Source organism: Nocardioides turkmenicus (genome assembly GCF_011045035.1).
GTDB classification, from domain to species: Bacteria; Actinomycetota; Actinomycetes; order Propionibacteriales; family Nocardioidaceae; genus Nocardioides; species Nocardioides turkmenicus.
Map to the genome: position 1 here is coordinate 71,910 of NZ_JAALAA010000002.1, position 23,332 is coordinate 95,241.

General features: G+C 69.9%; 24 protein-coding genes. 11 read left to right on the forward strand and 13 right to left on the reverse strand.

Translation table 11 applies throughout. The features are described 5' to 3' along the window. Positions 1-72: 72 nt before the first annotated feature. Positions 73-657: a uracil-DNA glycosylase family protein gene (locus G5C66_RS02530; protein WP_165109395.1), complete on the forward strand. Its 585-nt coding sequence runs from the start codon at positions 73-75 to the stop codon at positions 655-657. Here the strand turns inward: G5C66_RS02530 and G5C66_RS02535 are convergent. From G5C66_RS02535 to G5C66_RS27025, 4 genes are all read right to left on the reverse strand, one after another. Then, positions 641-1,900 (reverse strand): MFS transporter, encoded by a 1,260-nt coding sequence (locus tag G5C66_RS02535; RefSeq protein WP_165109396.1) that lies wholly within the window; start codon positions 1,898-1,900, stop codon positions 641-643. The two genes, G5C66_RS02530 and G5C66_RS02535, sit on opposite strands and share 17 nt — an antisense overlap. Positions 1,901-2,062: 162 nt before the next feature. Beyond that, a complete protein-coding gene (locus tag G5C66_RS02540; RefSeq protein ID WP_165109397.1) occupies positions 2,063-2,494 on the reverse strand; it encodes a nuclear transport factor 2 family protein in 432 nt (143 codons plus the stop codon). After that, complete coding sequence (locus G5C66_RS27020; RefSeq protein ID WP_241248168.1) at positions 2,491-2,679, reverse strand: hypothetical protein; 189 nt, start codon at positions 2,677-2,679, stop codon at positions 2,491-2,493. The genes G5C66_RS02540 and G5C66_RS27020 overlap by 4 nt, the downstream gene beginning before the upstream one ends. Before the next feature lie 90 nt (positions 2,680-2,769). Beyond that, entirely contained in the window at positions 2,770-3,081 is a 312-nt protein-coding gene (locus G5C66_RS27025; RefSeq protein ID WP_420901725.1) for an NADPH-dependent FMN reductase, read from the reverse strand. 138 nt (positions 3,082-3,219) lie between these two features. Between G5C66_RS27025 and sigJ the strand changes: the two genes are divergently transcribed. From sigJ to G5C66_RS02565, 4 genes are all read left to right on the forward strand, one after another. Then, positions 3,220-4,110: an RNA polymerase sigma factor SigJ gene (gene sigJ, locus G5C66_RS02550; RefSeq protein ID WP_165109398.1), complete on the forward strand. Its 891-nt coding sequence runs from the start codon at positions 3,220-3,222 to the stop codon at positions 4,108-4,110. 36 nt (positions 4,111-4,146) lie between these two features. After that, on the forward strand, positions 4,147-4,908 hold the full coding sequence (locus tag G5C66_RS02555) for a DUF3109 family protein (protein ID WP_165109399.1): 762 nt from the start codon (positions 4,147-4,149) through the stop codon (positions 4,906-4,908). Positions 4,909-4,986: 78 nt separating this feature from the next. Next, a complete protein-coding gene (locus tag G5C66_RS02560; RefSeq protein WP_165109400.1) occupies positions 4,987-5,643 on the forward strand; it encodes a VOC family protein in 657 nt (218 codons plus the stop codon). Continuing rightward, positions 5,568-6,353 (forward strand): class I SAM-dependent methyltransferase, encoded by a 786-nt coding sequence (locus tag G5C66_RS02565; RefSeq protein ID WP_338144043.1) that lies wholly within the window; start codon positions 5,568-5,570, stop codon positions 6,351-6,353. The genes G5C66_RS02560 and G5C66_RS02565 overlap by 76 nt, the downstream gene beginning before the upstream one ends. 131 nt (positions 6,354-6,484) lie before the next feature. Here the strand turns inward: G5C66_RS02565 and G5C66_RS02570 are convergent, their stop codons facing one another. Beyond that, the gene (locus tag G5C66_RS02570) at positions 6,485-7,333 is read right to left on the reverse strand and encodes a LysR family transcriptional regulator (RefSeq protein ID WP_165109401.1); all 849 of its coding nucleotides are present in this window, start codon (positions 7,331-7,333) and stop codon (positions 6,485-6,487) included. 100 nt (positions 7,334-7,433) lie between these two features. Here G5C66_RS02570 and G5C66_RS02575 point away from each other — a divergent pair, with 100 nt between their 5' ends. Further along, complete coding sequence (locus G5C66_RS02575; RefSeq protein WP_165109402.1) at positions 7,434-8,165, forward strand: SDR family oxidoreductase; 732 nt, start codon at positions 7,434-7,436, stop codon at positions 8,163-8,165. Positions 8,166-8,264: 99 nt separating this feature from the next. Further along, positions 8,265-9,020 (forward strand): M15 family metallopeptidase, encoded by a 756-nt coding sequence (locus tag G5C66_RS02580; protein ID WP_165109403.1) that lies wholly within the window; start codon positions 8,265-8,267, stop codon positions 9,018-9,020. 2 nt (positions 9,021-9,022) lie between these two features. Here G5C66_RS02580 and G5C66_RS02585 read toward each other — a convergent pair whose 3' ends face one another. Then, entirely contained in the window at positions 9,023-10,183 is a 1,161-nt protein-coding gene (locus G5C66_RS02585) for an NAD(P)/FAD-dependent oxidoreductase (protein ID WP_165109404.1), read from the reverse strand. Between the two features lie 28 nt (positions 10,184-10,211). Further along, positions 10,212-11,249: a substrate-binding domain-containing protein gene (locus G5C66_RS02590; RefSeq protein ID WP_165109405.1), complete on the reverse strand. Its 1,038-nt coding sequence runs from the start codon at positions 11,247-11,249 to the stop codon at positions 10,212-10,214. A 261-nt stretch (positions 11,250-11,510) separates the two neighbouring features. Between G5C66_RS02590 and radA the strand changes: the two genes are divergently transcribed. After that, entirely contained in the window at positions 11,511-12,896 is a 1,386-nt protein-coding gene (gene radA, locus G5C66_RS02595; RefSeq protein WP_165109406.1) for a DNA repair protein RadA, read from the forward strand. 88 nt (positions 12,897-12,984) lie between these two features. Continuing rightward, a complete protein-coding gene (disA, locus tag G5C66_RS02600; RefSeq protein ID WP_165109407.1) occupies positions 12,985-14,067 on the forward strand; it encodes a DNA integrity scanning diadenylate cyclase DisA in 1,083 nt (360 codons plus the stop codon). 160 nt (positions 14,068-14,227) lie between these two features. Here the strand turns inward: disA and G5C66_RS02605 are convergent, their stop codons facing one another. After that, positions 14,228-14,953: a hypothetical protein gene (locus G5C66_RS02605; RefSeq protein ID WP_165109408.1), complete on the reverse strand. Its 726-nt coding sequence runs from the start codon at positions 14,951-14,953 to the stop codon at positions 14,228-14,230. 74 nt (positions 14,954-15,027) lie between these two features. On the opposite strand from G5C66_RS02605, the gene G5C66_RS02610 reads away from it, so the two are divergent. Continuing rightward, a complete protein-coding gene (locus G5C66_RS02610) occupies positions 15,028-15,900 on the forward strand; it encodes an A/G-specific adenine glycosylase (protein WP_206443686.1) in 873 nt (290 codons plus the stop codon). A 137-nt stretch (positions 15,901-16,037) separates the two neighbouring features. On the opposite strand, the gene G5C66_RS02615 is transcribed toward G5C66_RS02610, so the two are convergent. Continuing rightward, a complete protein-coding gene (locus G5C66_RS02615) occupies positions 16,038-18,623 on the reverse strand; it encodes an ATP-dependent Clp protease ATP-binding subunit (RefSeq protein WP_165109410.1) in 2,586 nt (861 codons plus the stop codon). 158 nt (positions 18,624-18,781) lie between these two features. On the opposite strand from G5C66_RS02615, the gene G5C66_RS02620 reads away from it, so the two are divergent. Beyond that, positions 18,782-19,243, forward strand: coding sequence for a glycosyltransferase (locus G5C66_RS02620; protein ID WP_165109411.1), 462 nt, complete (start codon positions 18,782-18,784; stop codon positions 19,241-19,243). Positions 19,244-19,490: 247 nt separating this feature from the next. Here G5C66_RS02620 and G5C66_RS02625 read toward each other — a convergent pair whose 3' ends face one another. The 4 genes from G5C66_RS02625 to G5C66_RS02640 form a co-directional block, all read right to left on the reverse strand. Beyond that, the gene (locus tag G5C66_RS02625) at positions 19,491-19,817 is read right to left on the reverse strand and encodes a histone-like nucleoid-structuring protein Lsr2 (RefSeq protein ID WP_165109633.1); all 327 of its coding nucleotides are present in this window, start codon (positions 19,815-19,817) and stop codon (positions 19,491-19,493) included. Between the two features lie 122 nt (positions 19,818-19,939). Next, positions 19,940-20,722 (reverse strand): type III pantothenate kinase, encoded by a 783-nt coding sequence (locus G5C66_RS02630; RefSeq protein ID WP_165109412.1) that lies wholly within the window; start codon positions 20,720-20,722, stop codon positions 19,940-19,942. 11 nt (positions 20,723-20,733) lie between these two features. Continuing rightward, complete coding sequence (gene nadC, locus G5C66_RS02635) at positions 20,734-21,663, reverse strand: carboxylating nicotinate-nucleotide diphosphorylase (protein ID WP_165109413.1); 930 nt, start codon at positions 21,661-21,663, stop codon at positions 20,734-20,736. Further along, the gene (locus tag G5C66_RS02640; RefSeq protein WP_165109414.1) at positions 21,663-23,324 is read right to left on the reverse strand and encodes an L-aspartate oxidase; all 1,662 of its coding nucleotides are present in this window, start codon (positions 23,322-23,324) and stop codon (positions 21,663-21,665) included. The genes nadC and G5C66_RS02640 overlap by 1 nt, the downstream gene beginning before the upstream one ends. Positions 23,325-23,332: the final 8 nt, after the last annotated feature.

Here is a 23,332-nt window from a genome sequence, read left to right on the forward strand (position 1 = left end):
CCGCAAAGCCTCGAGTCGACCGAACGAAGCCGAGGAAGACGACCATTGCCGTACGTCCATGATGATGGCGACATGTTGGAGCTCGACCGCATCCGCCGGGAGATCACGGCCGACCCGAGCAACGCGTGGGCCGCCTCGGCAGGATTCGAGCCCGTCTACGTCGCCCATCCGGAAGCCCGGTGCCTGATCATCGGTCAGGCACCGGGCATCAAGGCCCAGCAGAGCGGTATCCCGTGGAACGACGCGAGCGGGCGGCGTCTCATCGAGTGGCTCGGCGTCGACGAAGCCACCTTCCGCGATCCCACGGCGTTCGCGATCCTGCCGATGGACTTCTACTACCCCGGCAAGGGCGCGACGGGCGATCTGCCACCACGAGCCGACTTCGCCCCGGCCTGGCACCCGCGTCTGCTCGAGCTCATGCCGCAGGTCGGTCTGACGTTGCTCGTCGGCGACTACGCGCAGCGCTACTACCTCGGCGGAAAGAGCTCGCTCACTGAGCGCGTACGCAGGTTCCGCGACTATCTGCCGGAGCGGTTCCCGCTCGTCCACCCGTCACCGCTGAACTTCCGATGGCAGTCGCGCAACCCCTGGTTCGTGTCCGACGTCCTGCCCGCGCTACGGACCCGGGTCGCCGAGGCGCTCAGCGGCCGGCCGTAGCCGTGGCGCGCTCGGAGCCGGCGGTGACGGGGGCGGCGGGCTCGCCGATCCGGGCGTTGACCAGCCCGGCGAGCACGACCACGAGCGCGGCGGCGGCCGGCAGGAGCAGCGCGGCGTCGGTGCCCCAGCGCTCGGCGATCTCGCCGGTGACCGCGGAGGCCAGCGACTGCCCGAGGATCACCGCGGAGCCGAGCATCGTCATCACGGTGGCGGACCGGCCGACCGGGCTGCGGCGGGCGCCGAGGCCGTACTGGGTGACCAGGGTCGGCCCGATGCCGAGGCCGATCACGAGCAGCGCGACCACCATCCCGGTCACCGAGGAGACGCCCGGCAGCGCGAGGGCGCCGGCGAGCATCACGCCGCCGAAGACCAGCCAGCGCGCGGTCGCGGTGAAGCCCACCGGGAAGGCGGCGACACCCAGCGCCAGCGCGGCCGAGCCGATGCCCATCGCGGCGTAGACCAGCCCCGCCTGCTCGGGTCGCCCGTGGTCGCCCATGAACGCGGTCAGCGAGGTGAGCATCGATCCGAAGAAGAGGCCGACGCCGAGGATGCCGACGACGATGACGACCACGCCCGGACGGGCGAGCTCGCGCGCCGGGCCGGCGACCGGCGTACGTCCGGCAGAGGTCTGGGCGGTCGTGGCACTCGGGTGGAGGGCGAAGGCGGAGACGAAGACCAGGGTGAGCGCCGCCGCGGCGACGACCGGCGCCCACGGGTCGATCGTCACGGCGAGGACGCCGGCGACGACCGGACCGACGATGAAGACGATCTCATCAGCGGCGGACTCGTAGGCCATCGTCGAGTTGAGCACGCGGACGCGACGCCCGGGGACGACGTGCGAGGAGATGATCGCCACCAGCCGCGACCGCGACAGCGGCGCGATCTGCGGGGCGGTCGCGCCGACGAGGAACGCCACGGCCAGCACTGCCGCGTCCGGCAGCGGGCTGTAGACGACCCAGGCCATCGCGCCGAGCGCCGCGCTGCTCGCGACGCTGATCGCCAGCAGCACCCGGCGCTGGCCGAACCGGTCGACGGCGGCACCGAGGATCGGCCCGCACACCGCGGCGCCGATGCCGACCATCGCCGAGTTCAGGCCGCCGAGCGCCAGCGAGCCACGACCCGCGACGACGAGCGTCAGCACCCCGACGACCATCATCGCGTACGGCAGCCGCGCGACCAGCGCGAGCGGGAAGTACGTCCCTCCGACGGCGCGCACCAGACTCTGCTCGCGCTGCTCTGACATCTCTTCGAACCTCCCGCTGCGAACCGCGGCTCTGTGCCGCCTTGGTCCGCTGGCGGGGCCAGCGCGAGGTGATACACACGATGGAAACGGAGCGGTCGCTCCGCACCTACAAGGATACGCCGCTCGCCCCGCCCCTCCGGAATCGCCGCGGAGTCGTCTTGGTCACGGTTCCAGGTCGACCACACCCCTGCCGCTGAGGATGTCGAACGGCACCGAGACCTGGTCGTGGACGATCCGCCAGGCGCCATCGATCCGGCACAGGCCGTAGGTGACCCGCACCCACATCCCGGACGTGGTGACTCCGTTCTTCGTGGTGCCGCTGAGCCGGCCGAAGGCATGCCCGAACGCCACGTCGTCACCAATCCTCAGCGTCAGCTCCCGGAGCTCGTAGTCGACCGTCTCGAAGACCTCGAAGACCCTCGCCCAGTTGGCCAGCTTCGCGTCGATCCCCACGTGCTGGAGCGGCGGTTCGACGTCGAACGACACCACATCGGGCGAGTACGCCTCCCGGACTGCGTCGAGGTCCTTGGCCCGCAGACCGTCGATGACCTTCTCGATCTGGCCGCGGATCACGGCCTCCTCGTGCGCGTTCACGACCGAGCCGCCTCGGCGCCGACCAGGCTGCGCTCACGCAGCGGGGCGAGCGCGGTGCTCCAGGCGACGACCTGGTCCAGCGTGGTGGCCAGGGTGGCGGCGTGCCGGTCGCCGGGCGCGAAGGTGGTGTTGTTCTCGAAGTCGGTGAAGAGCGAGAGCTCCACCGGGCGGCTCACATCGGCCATACCCAGCGCTCCGCAGACCGTGCGCAGCTGGGCGACCGCCCGCGCGCCGCCACTGACTCCGTACGAGACGAACCCGACCGCCTTGTTCGTTCACTCCGCGCAGGCGTGGTCGATGGCGTTCTTCAGGACGCCGGGCATGCCGCCGTTGTACTCCGGCGTCACGATCACGAAGCCGTCGAACGGGGCGATCCGCGCGGTCCAGTCGCGGGTGTGCTGGTTCACCGAGGGCCCGAACATCGGCGGCACGGGCTCGTCCAGGTGCGGAAGCGGGTGGTCGGCCAGGTCGATGAGGTCGAAGGTCGCGTCGTCGCGGCGCGAGGCCTGATCGTGGACCCAGCGGGCGACCTGCGGGCCGACACGATTGGGGCGGGTGCTGCCGAGGATGATGCCGATGCTGATCACGTACGTCTCCTTGTCGGTGTTTCGGGCGGGTGTGCTGCCCCTCCGACGACGCAGTCGGCCGAAGTGTCAGGCCGGTCTCACAGATCGGGTCGCTGTTTCGTCGGACCGGATGTAGACATGCAGACCGAAGGAGCCGCCATGACCGACCCGCACCTCGCCGAGGTGATCGCTGAGCGCCGCCAGCTGATCAACCTCGCCTACCGACTGCTCGGCTCGCTCGCCGAGGCCGAGGACGTGGCGCAGGAGACCTACACCCGCTGGTACGCCCTGACGGAGCAGCAGCGGGAGGCGATCGAGTCCCCCGGCGCCTGGATGACGACGGTCGCGAGCCGGATCTGCCTCGATCTGCTCGGTTCCGCACGGGCCCGGCGGGAGCAGTACGTCGGGGACTGGATCCCGGAGCCGCTGCCCGGCGGCTGGCTCGACGGCACCGGGTCCGCTCCGACCGATCCCGCCGACCGGGTCACCCTCGACGAGTCGATCAGCATGGCGTTCCTGGTGGTGCTGGACTCGATGACCCCTACCGAGCGGGTCTCCTTCGTGCTTCACGACGTCTTCCGCTACACCTTCCCCGAGATCGCCGAGATCGTCGGACGCACCCCGGCCGCCTGCCGCCAGCTCGCCTCCAACGCGCGCCGACGTCTCGACACCGAACGCGACCGTTCGACGACCGAGCGCGCCGATGTCGTCCGCAGCTTCAAGCAGGCGTGGGAGTCGCAGGACATCGAGGCCCTCGTCGGCCTGCTCGACCCGCAGGCGGTGGCCACCGCCGACAGCGGCGGCCTCGCCCTCGCCTTCCTCGAGCCGATCAGCGGCGCCGAGCAGATCGCGGGCGCCTGGATGGAGATCGCCACCCGCGGCATGGCGGTGACGCTCCACGAGTGCCTCGTCAACGGCCAGCCCGGCCTCGTCGGCCGGCTCGACGGCGCCACGGTCTCCGTCTACGCCTTCGACGTCGCCGACGGCCGCATCACCCGCATCTGGGTCGTACGCAACCCCGAGAAGCTGCGTCCGTGGAGCGTCGGGTGAAGCCTCCGACGCCGACGGACCCCGTAGGCTTGCGAGGTGCCTGAGGTACCCCTGGATTTCCCGCGTGCGTGGGTGGAGTTCGTCAACCCCGACGACCCCGACGAGCGGATGCGATGCGACCTGACCTGGTTGACGTCGGCCTACTCCTGCATCTTCGGCAACGGCTGCCCGGGGATGTTCGAGAGCTCACCGGACGTGGGCTGCTGCACGCTGGGTGCCCACTTCGCGGACGAGGAGGACGAGGCGCGGACGGCGGGCTTCGTCGCCGAGCTGACCCCCGAGATCTGGGAGCAGCACCCGGGCCGCGCGGTGGAGACCGACGACTGGGTCGAGCTCGACGACGACGGCGAGCGGAAGACCCGCGTGACCGAGTTCCGCGGGCAGGAGTCGTGCGTGCTGGCCAACCGGCCGGACTTCCCCGGCGGGGCGGGCTGCGCACTGCACATCCTGGCCGCTGCCGAGGGCCGGGAGCACTTCGAGACGAAGCCCGACGTGTGCTGGCAGCTGCCGATCCGGCGTACGTTCCGCGACGTCGAGCTGACCGACGGGACGGCCTACACCGAGGTGACGATCACCGAGTACGACCGGCGCGGCTGGGGCCCGGGCGGCCACGACCTCGACTGGTACTGCTCCGGCAACACCGAGGCCCACGTCGCCGTCGAGCCCGTCTACATCACCAACCAGGCCGAGCTGACCGAGCTGATGGGCAAGGCCGCGTACGCCGAGCTCGTCCGTCACTGCGAGGCGCACGTCCGGTCGCGTTCCGCGCTGGCGCTCCATCCTGCCAGCCCGCGCTGAACCCCCGGGTGTATCTCGACATCAAGAGATAGCGACCCTGGATTGGTCTCTCTCTCAGGGAGAGTTCAGAATCGTTACATGCGCCTGGACCATGTTTCGTACGCTGCAGGACCCGATGGCTTGGTACAGACCGCCAAGCAGCTCGGTGAGCTGCTCGGCCAGGAGTTCGTCGACGGCGGGGTCCACCCCCGCTTCGGCACCCGCAACTACATCCTCCCGATGCGCGGCGGCCTCTACCTCGAGGTCGTCGAGGCGCTCGAGCACCCGGCCAGCGACAAGGCCCCGTTCGGGCAGGCCGTCAAGGCCCGCTCCGCCCTGGGCGGCGGCTGGATCGGCTTCGTGATCGGCGTCGACGACATGGCCCCGATCGAGGAGCGGCTCGGCCGCAAGGCGGTCCCGGGCAACCGACACCTCCCCGACGGCCGCGAGCTCCACTGGCAGCAGATCGGCATCAACGGCCTGATCGCCGACCCGCAGCTGCCCTACTTCATCAAGTGGGAGACCCCCGAGCTCCACCCCGGCAATGCCGGCTCCGACATCACGCTCACCTGCCTGGAGATCTCCGGCGACCCCGACCGGGTCAAGGACTACCTGGGCGACGAACTCAAGGAGCGCGTCGACCCCTGGACCGGCAAGCCGGCCGAGAACGTCAACATCGAGTGGGTCGCCGAGCACGGCACCCCGGGTCTCCTGGCCGCGCAGTTCGTGACCCCGCGCGGCGAGGTCCGGATCTGACCAGGCTCGACCTGCCGGGAGCGACGGGAGCGATCCCGTCGCCCAACATCTGGAACCACACCGCGACGTACGAGATCGAGAACCGTGCGCTCGACCCGCACGGCCGGCTCTGGGCCGCCATGGACGAGGTCGCTCCGTGGGCCGGGCGCGACGTCCTCGACCTCGGCTGCGGCACCGGGTTCTACCTGCCGCGGTTCGCCGAGGAAGCGCGCACCGTCACCGGTATCGAGCCCCATCCGGACCTCGTGACGCTGGCCCGGCGGCGCACCAGGCGGCTGCCGAACGTCTCCGTCCACAACGGCGTCGCGCAGCGGCTGCCGCTCCCGCCGGCGTCGGTCGACGTCATGCACGCCCGCTGGGCCTACTTCTTCGGCCCCGGCTCCGAGCCGGGGCTCGGCGAGCTCGACCGGGTGATGCGCCGCGGCGGCGTGGCGATGGTGATCGACAACGACGGCTCGCGCTCGACGTTCGGCGGCTGGTTCCGCCGCGGCTATCCGAAGGTCCCGCCTCCCGACGAGCAGGAGCGGTTCTGGTCGATGCACGGCTGGACCCGCGTGCCCGTCGACATGGACTGGTCCTTCGGCTCGCGGGCCGACCTGGAGGCGGTCGTACGCATCGAGTTCGACCCCGCGACCGCGGCCGCGATCCTCGACGAGCACCAGGGGACGTACGTCGACTACGCCGTCAACCTCTGGTGGAAGCGCTTCTGACCTCGCCCTTGCGCGCGCGACGGCGCCTGTAACACGTCGTTCGTAGCACTATCCGGTCGTTCTGATAGGGCGGGTAGCACCACGAACGACGTGTTACAGCCGGCGCTCGCGCCCAGACGTACGCCCAACCGTCAGAGGCGGGTCGCGGTCTGGACCAGGGCGGCCAGGGCGAGCGAACGGCTGTGCTGCGGCCAGGCGATGACCGTGGTGACCTCCGGGGCGTCCGAGACCGGGACGGTGGCGATGCCGTGATGCTGCTCGGCGCGGGCGGACTCGGGGAGGAGCGCGTACGCCCGGCCGAGCCCGATCAGCTGATAGAGCTGGGCCGAGTCGCGGACCTCCGGTCCGCGGCCGTCGGAGAAGGTGCCGCCTTCGCCCGACGGCCAGCGCATCGGCGGGAGGCCCGGGATGCCGTCGAGGTCGGCCAGGGTCAGCTCTGAGCGCGTCGCCCAGGGGTGGCCGGACGGCAGTACCGCGACCTGCCCTTCGGTGAGCAGCTCTTCGGAGTCGAGTCCGTCGACGGAGTCGAACGGAAGGTGCAGCAGCGCGACGTCCGCCCGGCCGTCGCGGAGCCGCGGCCCCTGCTCACCGATGCCGCACAGGTCGACCTCGACCTTCACCGACCCCGGCTCGGCGGCGTAGGCGTCGAGGAGCTTGGTCAGCAGCTCGGTGGCCGCCCCGGCCTTGGAGACCAGGACCAGCCCCGGATCGGCACCGTCGCCGGTGGCGCGGCGCGTGCGGCGCTCGGCGGCGTCGATCGCGTCGAGGGCGGCGCGGGCCTCGGCGAGGAGCACCCGGCCGGCGTCGGTCAGGGTGACGCCGCGGCTGTTGCGCTCGAGCAGCGGGCCGCCCAGGCGTCGCTCGAGCCGGCTGATCGCGCGCGACAGCGGCGGCTGGGCGATCCCGAGGCGAGCGGCGGCACGACTGAAGTGAAGATCCTCGGCGACCGCGACGAAGTAGCGAAGCTCCCGGGTCTCCATGGCCTCGACCCTACTCCGACCTGCGAACATACCCGGCCGGTATAGGCGGCGACCGAGGCGATATTGGAGTGTTCCGCGGCCGCTGACCAGGCTTGACGGCATGAGCGAAACCACGATCGCGCTGGTCACCGGCGCCAACAAGGGAATCGGATACGAGATCGCCGCGGGCCTCGGTGCGCGCGGCTGGAAGGTGGGCGTCGGCGCCCGCGACTACGCCCGTCGCGAGGCCGCGGTGGAGAAGCTGCGGGCGAACGGCGCCGACGCCTTCGGGGTGCCGCTGGACGTGACCGATGACGCCAGCGTCGCGGCCGCTGCCCGGCTGCTCGAAATGGAGCAGGGCGGACTGGACGTACTCGTCAACAACGCCGGCATCACCGGCGGGATGCCACAGAACCCGACCGAGCTCTCGATCGACACCATGCGGACCGCGGTCGAGACGAACGTCTTCGGCGTCGTCCGGGTCATCAACACCATGCTGCCGCTGCTGCGACGGTCGGCATCGCCGCGGATCGTCAACATGTCCAGCGGCGTCGGCTCGCTCACCCGGCAGACGGCGACGGACGACCCGATGACGGTCGGGCCGATCTCGGGCGCGTACAGCCCGTCGAAGACGTTCCTCAACGCCGTCACGGTGCAGTACGCCAAGGAGCTGCGTGACACGAACATCCTGATCAACCTCGGCTGCCCCGGGTTCGTGGCCACCGACCTGAACGGCTTCCGTGGCGTACGCACGCCCGAGGAGGGCGCCCGGATCGCGATCAGCCTGGCGACTCTTCCCGACGACGGGCCGACCGGAGGCTACTTCGAGGACGCCGGCCCCATTCCCTGGTGATTACATTCACGCGAAATCCAAGTACACGACGTCAAAGGAGGCCACTCTAGGGAGCGACTCGGGTCCTCTCGGACCTCTCGGAAGACAGGAGCTCCACAGATGCGCCTCACCCCACGCCGCCTCGGCACGGTCATCGGTTCCCTTCTCGTCACGTTGGCGACCAGCCTGGTCGCCATCACCTCCACGGTCGCACCCGCTCAGGCCGACGCCTGCTACACCTGGAGCGGCACGCTCCAGCAGGGGTCCACGGGCAACGCGGTCACCCAGCTGCAGATCCGGGTCGCCGGATGGGCGGCCACCGGCACGGTCTTCTCGATCGACGGGTCCTACGGCCCGGCGACGACGACCGCGGTCCGCAACTTCCAGGCCGCCTACGGGCTCGCCGCCGACGGAGTCGCGGGCGCGAACACGTTCAACAAGATCTACGCGCTCCAGGACGACGACTGCACCCCGATCCACTTCTCGTGGAGCGAGGTCGACGACGTCTGCTACGGAGGCTGGCCCACGCCGATCTCCGGCGTGACGATCACGCAGGTCAAGGCCAACCTGATGCAGGCCATGTGGCGCGCCGAGGCGATCAGGCACCGGCTCGGCGACAACCCGCTGCGGGTGACCTCGGCCTACCGCTCCAAGGCGTGCAACGACCAGGTCGGCGGCGCCTCCAACAGCAACCACCTCTACGGCCGGGCGATGGACCTCGTGCCCGGCAGCAGTGCGACGACCATGTGCGGCATCGCGCGTGCCTCACGCCAGTCGTTCCCGCAGGTGCTCGGGCCGGGCTACCCCGACCACAGCGACCACATCCACCTCGGCATCCAGTCGAGCGTCTATCACAGCGCCTCGCAGTGCTTCTGAGGTCATGACAGATCGGTGAGCTGGTCGGGATCGGCATCGGTCCCGACCAGCTCGCGGAGCTTGTCGTTGACGTCCCAGATGCCCACGTTCATCCCGGCGGTGACCGTCCCACCGTCTCGCCAGTAGGCGATGAACTCGTCGCCGTCGACGTTGCCGCGGAGGACCACCTCGTCCTCGGGCGAGGAGTGGCCGACGTACTCCATCGAGAACTCGAACTGGTCGGTGAAGAAGTAGGGCTGCCAGTCGTAGGCACCGTCCTTGCCCAGCATCGTCCTGGCCGCCAGCCGGCCCTGCTTGATCGCGTTGTCCCAGTGCTCGACACGGAGCGGGCCGAGCACGGTGTGGTTCGCGAGGGCGACGTCGCCCGCCGCGAAGACCCGAGGATCAGACGTACGCAGCCGCTCGTCGACCACGATGCCGTCGCCGACCTCGAGGCCGGCGTCGGCGGCCAGGCCCGTGGCCGGTGCCGCCCCGACGGCGACGAGCACGATGTCAGCGGGGATCTCGCCGACGCTGGTGCGTACGACCCCCTTCTCGATCGCCTCGACGGTGGTGCCGGTGTGGACCTCGACGCCGTGGCGGGTGTGGAGGGCGGCGACGTGCTCACCGAGCGTCGGGCCGAGGACGTTGAGCAGGGGCTGCGCGGCCGCCTCGAGCACGACCGCCTTCCCGCCGAGCGCGGTCACCGAGGCCGCCACCTCGAGCCCGATCCAGCCGCCGCCGACCATGACCACCCTGGTGCCGGGCTGGACCGCGTCCTTGAGGCGACGGGCGTCGTCGACGGTGCGGAGGGTCGTCGCGTCCTCGATGCCGGGGATCGGCGGGGTCTTCGGGTCGGCGCCGGTGGCCAGGAGCAGCGTGCCGAAGGGCAGCTCCTCGCCGTTGTCGAGCGTGACGGTCCCGGCGTCCAGGTTCAGGGCGGTCGCCGTGGCGCCGGTCAGGACGGTGACATCCTTCTCGGCGTACCACTCCTTGTCGTGGGAGAGCTTGAACTCCTTGGCGCCGGAGAGGAAGTCCTTGGAGAGCTGCGGTCGCTCGTACGGCAGCTCCGGTTCCTTCCCGACCAGCGTCAGGGGGCCGGCGTACCCCTCGTCGCGAAGGGCTTCGATGGCGCTGACTGCCGCGAGACCAGCACCGATGACGACGATCTCCTCAGTTCCCATGAGGCCATCGTCGCGCGGATCGGGGTTTCTATGAAGACCCTCGGACCGTCAGGGCGGGTTTCAGCATCACACCCGGGGCTGCGTAGGACGGGGTGGCGAGCAGCTCCTCGAGCGCCTTGACCAGCTCACGTGCGGCCTCCTCCAGCGGAGGACGTACGGACGTGATGCCCGGCGGCACCGTCTGCGCGACCTGGGAGTCGTCGAAGCCGACGACCGCGACGTCCTCCCCGAGCCGCAGGCGCCGCTCGAAGAGGGAGTGGAGGACCCCCATGGCGAGGGTGTCGGAGGCACAGACCAGCGCGGTCGGCTGGGTCTCGTCGAGGATCGCGTCGGCGGCGGCCTTGCCCGAGCTGATCGAGTCCTCGGTGCGCGAGGCCAGGCCGGTGGTGGAGAGGCCGTGGGTGTGCATCGCGTGGATCCACCCGCTGCGTCGTTCCTCGCCGAGGAGGGAGTCCTTGTGCCACCCGATCCACGCGATCTTGGAGTGGCCGCGCTCGATCAGGTGCTCGGTGGCGATCTCGGCACCGTAGGCGAGGTCGACGTCGACCCAGGGATGCTTGGCGTCGGGCTGGGTCCAGGGTCGTCCGAAGGAGACGAAGCGTGCTCGCCGGGACTGCAGCCAGGTCGTCTGCTGGCCGCCGAGGTGGGTGTCGGTCACCACGAACGCGTCGACCGCGGTCGAGCGGAGCAGCTCGTCGTAGCCGTCGAGCGGGTCGGCGGGGTCGCCGTGGAAGAGGAGCACGTGATAGCCGGCTTCGGCCGCTGCCTCGACGAAGGTGTGGACGAACCGGTCCATCATCGCGTTGGCCGTGCCCTCCTGGAGAGCGGGCATCCTGAGTCCGATCAGATGACTTGCTCGCGTGCGAAGGCTGCGCGCGGCCCGGTTGGGCTGGTAGCCGAGCTTGTCGATCGCGTCCTGCACCCTGGCCAGGGTGTCGGCGCGCAGCAGGTCGGGGTTGTTGACCGCGTTGGACACCGTCTGCCGGGACACGCCGGCCAGCTCCGCGACGTCGGCGAGGGTCGGCGGAGCGGCCGAGATATGACCGCTGGAACGCGGCACCGCCACGCTCTGCCTCCCTTGATGCCGATGTGAAACTCTGGATCGTTCCAAGCCATGGTAACGACTGCTGGCCGCTTGGGATGCTATCGGGCTAAACGTCGGCCTGATGGTTCGGCCCAGGTCACACGCAGTGGCTGGGTCTCGACCCGCTTCGCGGGTTCGCAAGCTCACCCGCTGCGCTCGCTCGACCTCCTCCCGTTGCGTCCCCGCTCGTTCCTCGCGGGAACGCAGGCTCGGATGTCGGTGCCTTGGTCTAGGTTGCTGGCCATGGCAAACGCTCGCTCGTCCAAACGCGCCACCTACCGCTGCTCGGAGTGCGGCTGGGAGACCGGGAAGTGGGTCGGTCGCTGCGGCGAGTGCCAAGCGTGGGGGTCGGTCGCCGAGGCCGCAGCCCCGATCGGACGTACGCCGGCGGCGCCTGTCTCCACCGCGGCGGTGCCGATCGGCACGGTGTCGGTGACCGAGTCGGAGCGGCGTACGTCGGGGGTGCCGGAGCTCGACCGTGTCCTCGGCGGCGGGCTGGTGCCGGGCGCCGCGATCCTGCTGGCCGGCGAGCCGGGCGTCGGGAAGTCGACGCTGCTGCTCGAGGTGGCGGCGCAGACGGCCCGCTACGGGCGCCGCGCGCTGTATGTGACCGGTGAGGAGTCCGCGTCACAGGTGCGGCTGCGGGCCGACCGGACCAACGCGATCCAGGACGAGCTCTACCTCGCCGCCGAGACCGACCTCGGTGCCGTGCTGACCCACATCGAGGAGACCCGGCCCGAGCTGATCGTGGTCGACTCCGTGCAGACCATCGGGGCCTCCGGGGTCGAGGGGGTTCCAGGTGGCGTGACCCAGGTGCGCGAGGTCGCGGCGGCGCTGATCCGCGTCGCCAAGACCCGCAACATCACCACCGTCGTGGTCGGCCATGTGACCAAGGACGGCGCGATCGCCGGCCCGCGGGTGCTGGAGCACCTGGTCGACGTGGTGCTCCACTTCGAGGGTGCCCGCGACTCCCGGTTCCGGATGGTGCGCGCGATGAAGAACCGCTTCGGCCCGGTCGACGAGGTGGGCTGCTTCGACCTGTCCTCGGAGGGCATCGTGGCGGTCACCGACCCCTCGGGGCTCTTCGTGGAGACCCATCACGTCTCGGTCCCCGGCACGTGCGTCACCGTGACGATGGAGGGTCGTCGGCCTCTGCTCGCCGAGATCCAGGCGCTGACGGTGCTGGGCGCGGAGGAGCGGGCGAAGCGTACGACCTCGGGGTTGGACGGCTCCCGGCTCGCGATGATCCTCGCCGTGCTGCAGCGCCACGCGCGGGTCGGCCTCTCCGGTCGCGACGTGTTCGCCTCGACCGTCGGCGGGGCCCGGATCAGCGACCCCGCCGCCGACCTCGCGATGGCGCTCGCGGTCGCGTCGAGCCAGACCGGCACGCCGACGCCCCGCGGCGTGGTCGCGCTCGGCGAGATCGGCCTGGCCGGCGAGCTGCGCCGGGTGCGCGACCTCGACCAGCGGCTCTCCGAGGCGGCGCGGCTGGGGTTCACGGTCGCGGTCGTCCCCGCCGACCCTGGGACGCCCGTGCCCAACCGTCCCCATGAGCGCGATGTCGACGGGATGCGTGTCTTTGAGGTGCACAGCATCAGTGCCGCGCTGGAATTCCTCCGCTTGGTGTGATCGGCTTGGTGACTCGTGGCCACAGGTTCTCGGCATTACGGTTGGATCCACGGTTAGAATCGCCCCATCCCACTCCGAAAGGAATCCCGTGCCCGCCGAACGCACTGCGGACTCCATCCGACTGCGCGAGACGCTCGCTCTGATCGCGCCCGGAACACCGCTGCGCGACGGGCTCGAGCGCATCCTTCGCGGCCGCACCGGTGCACTGATCGTGCTCGGCCACGACAAGATGGTCGACGCCATCTCGACCGGCGGCTTCACGCTGGACGTGCCGTTCACCTCCACCGGCCTGCGCGAGCTCGCCAAGATGGACGGCGCGATCATCGTCGACGACTCGCTGAGCCGCATCGTGCAGGCCGCGGTCCACCTGATGCCCGACCACACCATCCCCTCGACCGAGACCGGCACCCGCCACCGCACCGCCGACCGGGTCGCGAAGCAGACCGGTCACCCGGTGATCTCGGTGTCCCAGTCGATGCAGATCATCGCTGCGTACGTCGGGGAGACCCGCCACGTCCTGGAGGACTCCGGCCAGATCCTCTCCCGCGCCAACCAGGCGCTGGCGACCCTGGAGCGCTACAAGCTGCGCCTCGACGAGGTGGCCTCCACCCTGTCGGCGCTGGAGATCGAGGACCTGGTCACCGTGCGCGACGTGGCCGTCGTCGCCCAGCGCCTGGAGATGGTCACCCGCATCGCCCGCGAGATCGAGGACTACGTGCTCGAGCTCGGCACCGACGGCCGGCTGCTCTCCCTCCAGCTGGAGGAGCTCATCACCGGCGTCGATGCCGAGCGCGAGATGGTCATCCGCGACTACCTGCCGCGCGGCCGTCGGGCCCGTTCGCCCGAGGAGCTGCTGGCCGAGCTCGAGGCGCTCAACTCCGCCGAGCTGGTCGATCCCGCCGCCACCGCCCGTGTCCTGGGCCTGACCACCTCCGACGCGCTCGACGGCGCCGTCGCCCCGCGCGGCTACCGCCTGCTCGCGAAGGTCCCCCGCCTCCCACCCGCCGTCGTCGACCGTCTCGTCGACCACTTCGGCACCCTGCAGAAGCTCCTCTCCGCCAGCGTCGACGACCTCCAGGCCGTCGAGGGTGTCGGCGAGCTCCGCGCCCGCTCTGTCCGCGAGGGTCTCTCCCGCCTCGCCGAGTCCACCATCCTCGAGCGCTACGTCTGACCCCTCGCCGAGGCGTCGGCCCCGCCGCCCGAAACGTCACTTACGTCGGCCGAAACGTCACTTACGTCGATCGAGACGTCAGTTACGTCGATCGAGCTGGCAGGGGCTGCCGTCTCGGCCGTCCTGGTTGACGTCTCGGCCGACGCGGGTGACGTCTCGGCTATCGGCTGGCCGGGGAGTCGGGTTCGGTACGCGACAGGGCGGTGCCCGGCTTGTAGAGGCCGAAGGTGGCCGATGACGGCTCGCCACCGAGGGCGGCGGCGACGATCGTGAAGAAGTTCGGCTTCACCCAGGGGCCGTGCCCGGTGCACTCTCCGGCGACGACACGACGGCCGGTCCAGGTGAGCGGGAGCGTGGTGACGACGTCGCGACGTACGACGATCTCCTTGGTCGGCACCGCCTTGGGGCAGTCGACCGTGGACCAGACCAGGTCGCCGCCCTTCTGCGAGATCCGCACCTGCAGCGCGTCCGAAGACAGCTTCCAGGTGCAGGCGGAGGCCTTCACGGTACGCAGCTGCAGCGGGATGGTGACGTTGTCGTAGGAGTAGCCGTCGGTGACGGCGGGCTCGACGACGATGTCGGCGGGCGAGCACTCGCCGGTCGGCTCCGGCGGGGCGCTGCTCTTCGGCTTCCGGGGCTTGTTCTTGCCACCGCCCGCGTTGCCTGCCTTCTTCGACGGCTCGGCGCTGGGAGTCGGTGTGACCGTCACGGTCGCCGTGGGCTCGTCGGCGACAGGCTTGGCGGTGTCGTCCGCCCCGTCGGAACCGTTGAAGAAGAACCGCGAGATCCCGACGATCAGGAGCAGGACGATGCCGAGCACCGCCAGCCGCCGGCGCCAGTAGACCGAGGCCGGTAGCCGTCCTCCAGTCCTTCTCGCACGGGCCATAGGCGACACGGTAGTGACCCCGCGCCGAGGTTTCGGGGTGCCACTCCGTGGCAATACCTGTCGCACGGCACAATCTGGGTGTGACCGATCTCCACGACGCCGTTCTGGACTGGTACGACGCCAACGCCCGCGACCTCCCGTGGCGCACCGCGACCGCGACGCCATGGTCGGTGATGGTCAGCGAGTTCATGCTCCAGCAGACCCCGGTGTCCCGCGTACTCCCCGTCCACGAGGCCTGGCTGGAGCGCTGGCCGACCCCGGCCGCCCTGGCCGCGGAGCCCACCGGCGAGGCCGTACGCGCCTGGGGCCGCCTCGGCTACCCCCGCCGCGCGCTGCGGCTGCACGCGGCCGCCGCCGCGATCGTCGAGCACCACGGCGGCGAGGTGCCCGACTCCTACGACGAGCTGATCGCCCTTCCCGGCGTCGGCGACTACACCGCCGCGGCGATCGCCACCTTCGCCTACGGCAAGCGCCACGTCGTCCTCGACACGAACGTACGCCGCGTCTTCGCCCGGACCCTCAGCGGCGTCGAGTTCCCCGCCCAGTCGGTCAACAAGGCCGAGCGCGAGCTCGCCGCCGGAGTGCTCCCCCAGGACGAGCCCACCGCCGCCACCTGGTCGGTCGCCGTCATGGAGCTCGGCGCCCTCGTCTGCACGGCCGCCAACCCGTCCTGCGCCCGCTGCCCCGTCGCGGACCTCTGCGCCTGGCGCGCCGCCGGCCACCCCGCGTACGACGGTCCTCCTCGCAAGGTCCAGACCTGGGCCGGTACCGACCGTCAGTGCCGCGGCCGCCTCCTCGCCGTCCTGCGCGACGCCGACTCCCCCGTCCACCGCAGCCGCCTCGACGTCGTCTGGTCCGACGAGACCCAGCGCAGACGAGCGCTCGAAGGCCTGCTGAAGGACAACCTGGCCACCGAGGTGGAACCAGACTTCTTCGCCCTCCCCTGACACCAGCCGAAACCGCAGAAATGGCGGACGAAACTCTACTTTCGTCCGCCACAACTGCCGTCTCGGCCGACGCTTCTGCCGTCTCGGCGAAATGGACGACGCCCCGGCCTCATGGCCGGGGCGTCGCTGTTGATCGACTACTCGGAGTCGGGCTTCGGCTTGTCGATGTTGGTCGGCTCATCCTGGTCGGGGAGCTCGATGTCGGTCACCGAGGCCCCCTCGAGGGGAGGTACGTCCGGGATCGAGGAGCGCTTCTGGCCCTCGAAGGTGAACTTCGCGGCCGGGCCCTCGCCCTCGACGTCCACGACGACGAGCGAGCCGGGGCCGATCTCGCCGTAGAGCATCTTCTCGGCGAGCACGTCCTCGATCTCGCGCTGCACGGTGCGGCGCAGCGGTCGGGCACCCAGGACCGGGTCGAAACCGCGCTCGGCGAGCAGCTTCTTGGCGGCCGTGGTGAGCTCGATGCCCATGTCGCGGTCCTTGAGGCGGATCTCGACGGAGCCGATCATGTTGTCGACCATCGCGATGATCTGCTCCTGCGACAGCGGCGGGAACACGATGACCTCGTCGACACGGTTGAGGAACTCCGGACGGAAGTGCTGCTTGAGCTCGTCGGAGACCTTCGACTTCATCCGCTCGTAGGAGCCCGCGGTGTCGCTGGCCTGGGAGAAGCCCAGGTTGACCGACTTGGCGATGTCTCGCGTGCCGAGGTTGGTGGTCATGATGATGACGGTGTTCTTGAAGTCGACCACGCGGCCCTGGGAGTCGGTCAGGCGACCTTCCTCCAGGATCTGAAGCAGCGAGTTGAAGATGTCCGGGTGGGCCTTCTCGACCTCGTCGAACAGCACCACGGAGAACGGCTTGCGGCGCACCTTCTCGGTGAGCTGGCCGCCCTCCTCGTAGCCGACGTAGCCCGGAGGCGAACCGAAGAGCCTCGAGACGGTGTGCTTCTCACCGAACTCGGACATGTCGAGCTGGATCAGGGCGTCCTCGTCGCCGAAGAGGAACTCGGCGAGCGTCTTGGACAGCCAGGTCTTACCGACACCGGACGGACCGGCGAAGATGAACGAACCGCCGGGGCGCTTCGGGTCCTTCAGACCGGCACGCGTGCGTCGGATGGCGCGGGACAGGGCCTTGACCGCCTCGTCCTGGCCGATGACGCGCTTGTGGAGCTCCTCCTCCATGCGGAGCAGTCGCGCGGACTCCTCCTCGTTGACCTGCACGATCGGGATGCCGGTCGCGACGGCAAGCACCTCGGCGATGAGCTCCTCATCGACCTCGGCGACCTCGTCCATGTCACCGGCTCGCCAGGCCTTCTCGCGCTCGGCCTTCTTGGCGATGAGCTGCTTCTCCTCATCGCGCAGACGGGCGGCCGCCTCGAAGTCCTGACCGTCGATCGCGGCCTCCTTGCGCTGGCGCACGTCGGCGATCTTGTCGTCGTACTCCCGCAGATCGGCGGGAGCCGTCATCCGGCGGATGCGCAGGCGCGAGCCGGCCTCGTCGATCAGGTCGATGGCCTTGTCGGGCAGGAACCGGTCGGAGATGTAACGGTCGGCCATGGTGACCGCGGCGACCAGGGCCTCGTCGGTGATCGTCACCCGGTGGTGGGCCTCGTAACGGTCGCGGATGCCCTTGAGCATCTCGATCGCGACCGCGATCGACGGCTCCGGCACCTGGATCGGCTGGAAACGACGCTCGAGAGCGGCGTCCTTCTCCAGGTACTTCCGGTATTCGTCCAGCGTGGTCGCACCGATGGTCTGCAGCTCGCCGCGGGCCAGCATCGGCTTCAGGATCGAGGCCGCGTCGATCGCGCCCTCGGCCGCACCGGCACCGACGAGGGTGTGGATCTCGTCGATGAACAGCACGATGTCGCCGCGGGTCTTGATCTCCTTGAGCACCTTCTTGAGGCGCTCCTCGAAGTCACCGCGGTAACGCGAACCGGCGACCAGCGCGCCGAGGTCCAGCGTGTAGATCTGCTTGTCCTTGAGCGTCTCGGGCACGTTGCCCTTGACGATGTCCTGTGCCAGCCCCTCGACGATCGACGTCTTGCCGACGCCGGGCTCACCGATGAGGACCGGATTGTTCTTCGTACGCCGCGACAGCACCTGCATGACGCGCTCGATCTGGCCCTCGCGACCGATGATCGGGTCGAGCTTGCCCTCGCGGGCGTCCTGGGTCAGGTTGCGGCCGAACTGGTCGAGCACGAGGCTGGACGAAGGCGCCTCGGTCGAGGTGGTGCCGGTCGACGCGGTGGCGCCGGAGGTGCCGGCCGTGCCCTCCTTGCCCTGGAAGCCCGAGAGCAGCTGGATGACCTGCTGGCGGACCCGGTTGAGGTCGGCGCCGAGCTTCTGCAGCACCTGGGCGGCGACGCCCTCGCCCTCACGGATCAGACCGAGCAGGATGTGCTCGGTGCCGATGTAGGAGTGGCCGAGCTGCAGCGCCTCGCGCAGGGACAGCTCGAGCACCTTCTTGGCACGCGGGGTGAACGGGATGTGCCCGGACGGCGCCTGCTGCCCCTGGCCGATGATCTCCTCGACCTGGTTGCGGACCGCCTCGAGCGAGATGTCGAGGGACTCTAGGGCCTTGGCCGCGACGCCCTCGCCCTCGTGGATCAGACCGAGCAGGATGTGCTCGGTCCCGATGTAGTTGTGGGAGAGCATGCGGGCCTCTTCCTGGGCCAGCACGACCACCCGGCGGGCTCGGTCAGTGAACCGCTCGAACATGTACGCATCTCTCCTAAGAATTCTGGGGCGTCACCAAGAATCAACCCCACAGACAGCCTACGCGTTCCCCGCAACGCAACACGATCCGTGCGCTGAGAGCGAACAAACCCCGTTTCGTACGCCAGGACGAACCACCCTCGCGTGCGAGGATCGATCGCGTGAGGGTCTCCGTGTCCACCCCGAGCCATGACCCGGTCCACCTGGACGAATGCCTTCGCAGCGTACGGGCCCAGACCCACCGGGACCGGGAGTGGATCGTGCAGCTCAACGGGTCGGCCGAGCGGGCTCCCGACACTCCCGACCCGCGGATCAAGGTCGCCCGGAGCGAGTCGGCCGGGCTGGTGGGGGCGGCGAAGAAGGCGGCCTGCGCGCTGGCCGAGGTCGAGATCCTGCTCGAGCTCGACCACGACGACGTACTCGACACTCGGTGCCTTGCCCTTGTTCAGCGAGAAGACCTCCACCTGGAAAGTGCGTTCTCGAAAGAGAAGTACGTCGACAGCGACTGGTCCTTGAAGACCGTGATCACAGCACCGCTCTTTCCGTGCTCGACATCAGGGACTTTCTTCGAGCTTCAGCCAATCCTTCATAACTCCCGATCGAGTCGTACGTCGCGACCGTGAGGTGTTCGCCCTCGACCCCGGCCTGGGCATCCTGGGGATATAACGAACGAAGACGCCGTTCTTCGACGTCGGGTGAGTTCGATCTTGGTGTCGGGAACCTTCTCCGCCCAGAAGCACCCGTGCGACGATCACGCCGAGCACTGCCTTCATCGAAGCGCGCACGAAAGCCCCCGAAGTCGAACGCAAAACAACGGCCGCGCCTGGTCGAATGAACCAGGCGCGGCCGAGTGGAGCCGTGGCAGCTCGTTCAGTGAGCCGCCTCGAACGCCTCGCGGACCTCGGCCGGGATGCGGCCCCGATCGGGCACGGTGTAGCCGTTTGCCTTGGCCCACTCGCGCATGACCTTCGGAGTCGATCCGCCGGAGGCAGCCGCCTTCTTCGCCCCACCGCCACGACGACCGGTGATCTTCTGCGCGTGCCCGATGAAGAGTGCAAGAGAGTCCCGCAGCTTGGCCGCGTTGGCTTCGCTGAGATCAATCTCGTAATTCGTGCCGTCCAGCGCGAAAGACACCGTCTCGGCGGCCTCGGAGCCGTCGATGTCGTCCTCGAGGATGATCTGAACCTTCTTAGCCATGTCCCTACCTTCACTGCTCATCACCCGAGAGACGGGTCGAATATAGCCATCGCGATGACGCGAGATGCCCATAGCATTACACACGGGCCGAACAGATCAACAGATAGGCATACCAAAACGCTCTAACGCGCGACATTCCGCTGGAATATCAGCTCCAGCCCCTGCATCGTGAGCCACGGAGAATGCACGGAGAAGCATTTACTTTCCCCCAGCACGAACTCCGCGAGATAGCCGGTCGCAATCACCGTCACATCGTCGGTGGAGGCACCCAGCTCGGCGATGATCCGGGCGACCAGACCCTCGACCTGAGCGGCGACACCGAACACCATTCCGGACTGCAGCGCCTCGACCGTGTTCTTGGCGATCACCGAGCGTGGCCGGGCGAGCTCGACCTTCCGCAATTGCGCGCCACGACGCCCCAGCGCCTCCAACGACAGCTCGATCCCGGGCAGGATCGCGCCACCGACGTACTGTCCGGCAGCGTTCACCACGTCGAAGGTCGTCGCCGTCCCGCGGAAGTCGACCACGATCGCGGGGCCGCCGTGGAGCGCCACGGCGGCGACCGCGTTGGCGATCCGGTCGGTGCCGACCTCGCGCGGGTTGTCCATGAGGATCGGGATGCCGGAGCGTACGCCTGGCTCGACCACCACGCTCTCGACCGAGCCGAGATGGCGGGCGATCATCTCGCGCCACTCGTGCAGGACCGACGGGACGGTCGCGCACACCACGACACCGGAGACGCTCGCCACCAGCGCATCGCCGAGGGTCCCCCGCAGCAGCGCCCACCACTCGTCGGCGGTGCGGTGCTCGAGCGTGGAGACCCGCCAGTCCGCGGACACGACGCCGTCGGCGATCAGCCCGAGAACCGTGTGGCTGTTGCCGATGTTGACAGCGAGCAGGGACATGGCGGGACGCCTCAGCCCTCGGACAGGTCGAAGCCGATGTCGAAGACCTTCACCGAGTGGGTCAGCGCGCCGACGGAGAGATAGTCGACACCGGTCTCGGCGACCTCACGGGCCCGGTCGAGGGTGAGGCCGCCGGACGCCTCGAGCACCGCGCGGCCGGCGGTGATCTCGACGGCCTCCTTCATCATCGCGGTCGACATGTTGTCGAGCATGATCCGGCCGCACCCGGCGTCGAGCAGCGCCTTGAGCTCCTCGAGCGTGGTCACCTCGACCTCGATCGGCACGTCCGGGTAGGCAAACTTCACGGCCTCGTAGGCCTGCACCGCGCCACCCGCGGCGACGATGTGGTTGTCCTTGACCAGCGCCATGTCGGCCAGCGACATCCGGTGGTTGGCGCCGCCGCCGCAGCGTACGGCGTACTTCTCCAGGGCCCGGAAGCCCGGCAGCGTCTTGCGGGTGTCGAGCACCTGCGCACCGGTGCCCTCCAGGGCCTCGGTCCAGGCCGCGACGCCGGTGGCGACACCGGAGAGGTGGGAGGCGTAGTTGAGAGCCGTACGCTCCGCCGTCAGCAGCCCGCGGGTCGGCCCGGCGATCCGCATGATGACGTCGCCGGCCTTCACCTTCGAGCCGTCCTTGACGCGGTCGGTGACGGTGACCGAGTCACCCATGACGTACGCGAAGACGAGCTCGGCCACGCCGAGGCCGGCGACCACACCGTCCTCCCGGGCGGCGAAGACGCCGATCCCGGTGGAGTCGGGGGCGATCGTCGCGACGGAGGTGACGTCCTCGCTGGGCATCTCGCCGGGAGCGGCCGAGGGCAGGTCCTCGTCGAGAGCGAGCTCGACGGCGTCGTAGACCTCGCCGGCGTCGAGGCCGGCCGTGGTCAGCTCGTCGCGCAGAGACTGCGGGATCTCGTCGAAGGGCACGCGTCGGATGGTCATCAGGCTCCTGCCATGGTTGTGGTCGAGGGATCGGTGGCTGGGGCCGGGACGAAGGTGGCGACGGTCTCGCCGTCCCGGAGTCTGAGGTCGAAGTGGCCGGCGAACCCGGCGTCGTCACGATCGGCGAAGTCCTCGCGCCAGTGGGACCCGCGGGTCTCCTCGCGCAGCAACGCCGCCTTCGCCAGCGCGAGCGAGACGGTCAGCAGGTTGGTCGCCTCCCAGGCCGCCGGGTCGATCTCGGTCGCGGGCGTGGTGCCGAGCTGCTCGAGCTCGTCGATCGCCTCGGCGAGACCGGTGGCGTTGCGCAGGACGCCGACCTTGGTCGTCATCGTCTCCTGCAGCTGCTTGAGCGCGGTGCCGGGGACGAGCACGCGGCCGGCGCCGTCGCCAGGGGCCGGATCCTCGAGCTGGCGCAGCTCGCCGGGGAGCACCTCGGCGATCCGGCGCGAGAAGACCAGGCCCTCGAGCAGCGAGTTGGAGGCGAGCCGGTTGGCGCCGTGGACGCCGCTGCAGGCGACCTCACCGGTGGCGTAGAGCCCGGGCACGTCCGAACGGCCCCACAGGTCGGTGCGGACCCCGCCCGAGGCGTAGTGGCACGCCGGCGCGACCGGGATCAGATCAGCAGAAGGGTCGACGCCGTGCTGCTCGCAGGAGGCGAGGATGTTGGGGAAGCGCTTCTCCCAGAACTCACGGCCGAGGTGGCGGGCGTCGAGCCACATGTTGGGGTGGCCGGTCTCGAGCATCCGCTTCATGATCGCCTTGGAGACGATGTCCCTCGGCGCGAGATCGCGCAGCTCGTGGACACCCTCCATGAGCCGGTTGCCGTCCCAGTCGACGAGGAAGGCCCCCTCGCCGCGTACGGCCTCGGAGATCAATGGCTGCTGCCCCCGGGAGTCCTCCCCCAGGTACATCACCGTGGGGTGGAACTGGACGAACTCGAGGTCGCGCAGGGTCGCGCCGGCCCGCAGCGCGATCGCCATCCCGTCGGCGGTGGCGACGGCGGGGTTGGTCGTCTGCGAGAAGACCTGACCGAGGCCGCCGGAGGCGAGCACGACGGCCCGGGTACGCACGATCCCGACGCCGTCGGGGTCGCCCTCGCCCATCACGTGGATGGTCAGCCCGGCGACGCCGCCGTCGGCGGCGGTCAGCAGGTCGACGACCATGGCGTGCTCGAAGACCAGGATCTCTGGAGCGCGCCGGACCGCCTCCATCAGCGCACGCTGGATCTCGGCGCCGGTCGCGTCGCCGTCGGCGTGCGCGATCCGGTCGCGGCGGTGGCCGCCCTCCCGGGTGAGCGACAGGTTGCCCTCGGGGTCCTTGTCGAAGTCGGCGCCCCACTCGATGAGCTCGCGCACGGCCTCGGCGCCCTCACCGACGAGGACGCGTACGGCCTCCAGGTCGCAGGCGCCGGCGCCCGCCACGAGGGTGTCGACCTCGTGCTGGGCCGGGGTGTCCCCCTCGCCGAGCGCGGCCGCGATGCCGCCCTGGGCCCACTGCGTCGACCCGGCCTGGAGCACGTCCTTGGTGACGACGGCGACCCGCTCGACCTGGTCCTTCAGCCGCAGCGCCGCGGTCAGCCCGGCGATCCCCGAGCCGACCACGATCACGTCCGCCCACTCGGTCCAGCCCGGGTCGCGGGCGGACAGGAGCTCGATGTTCATGCCCGCAC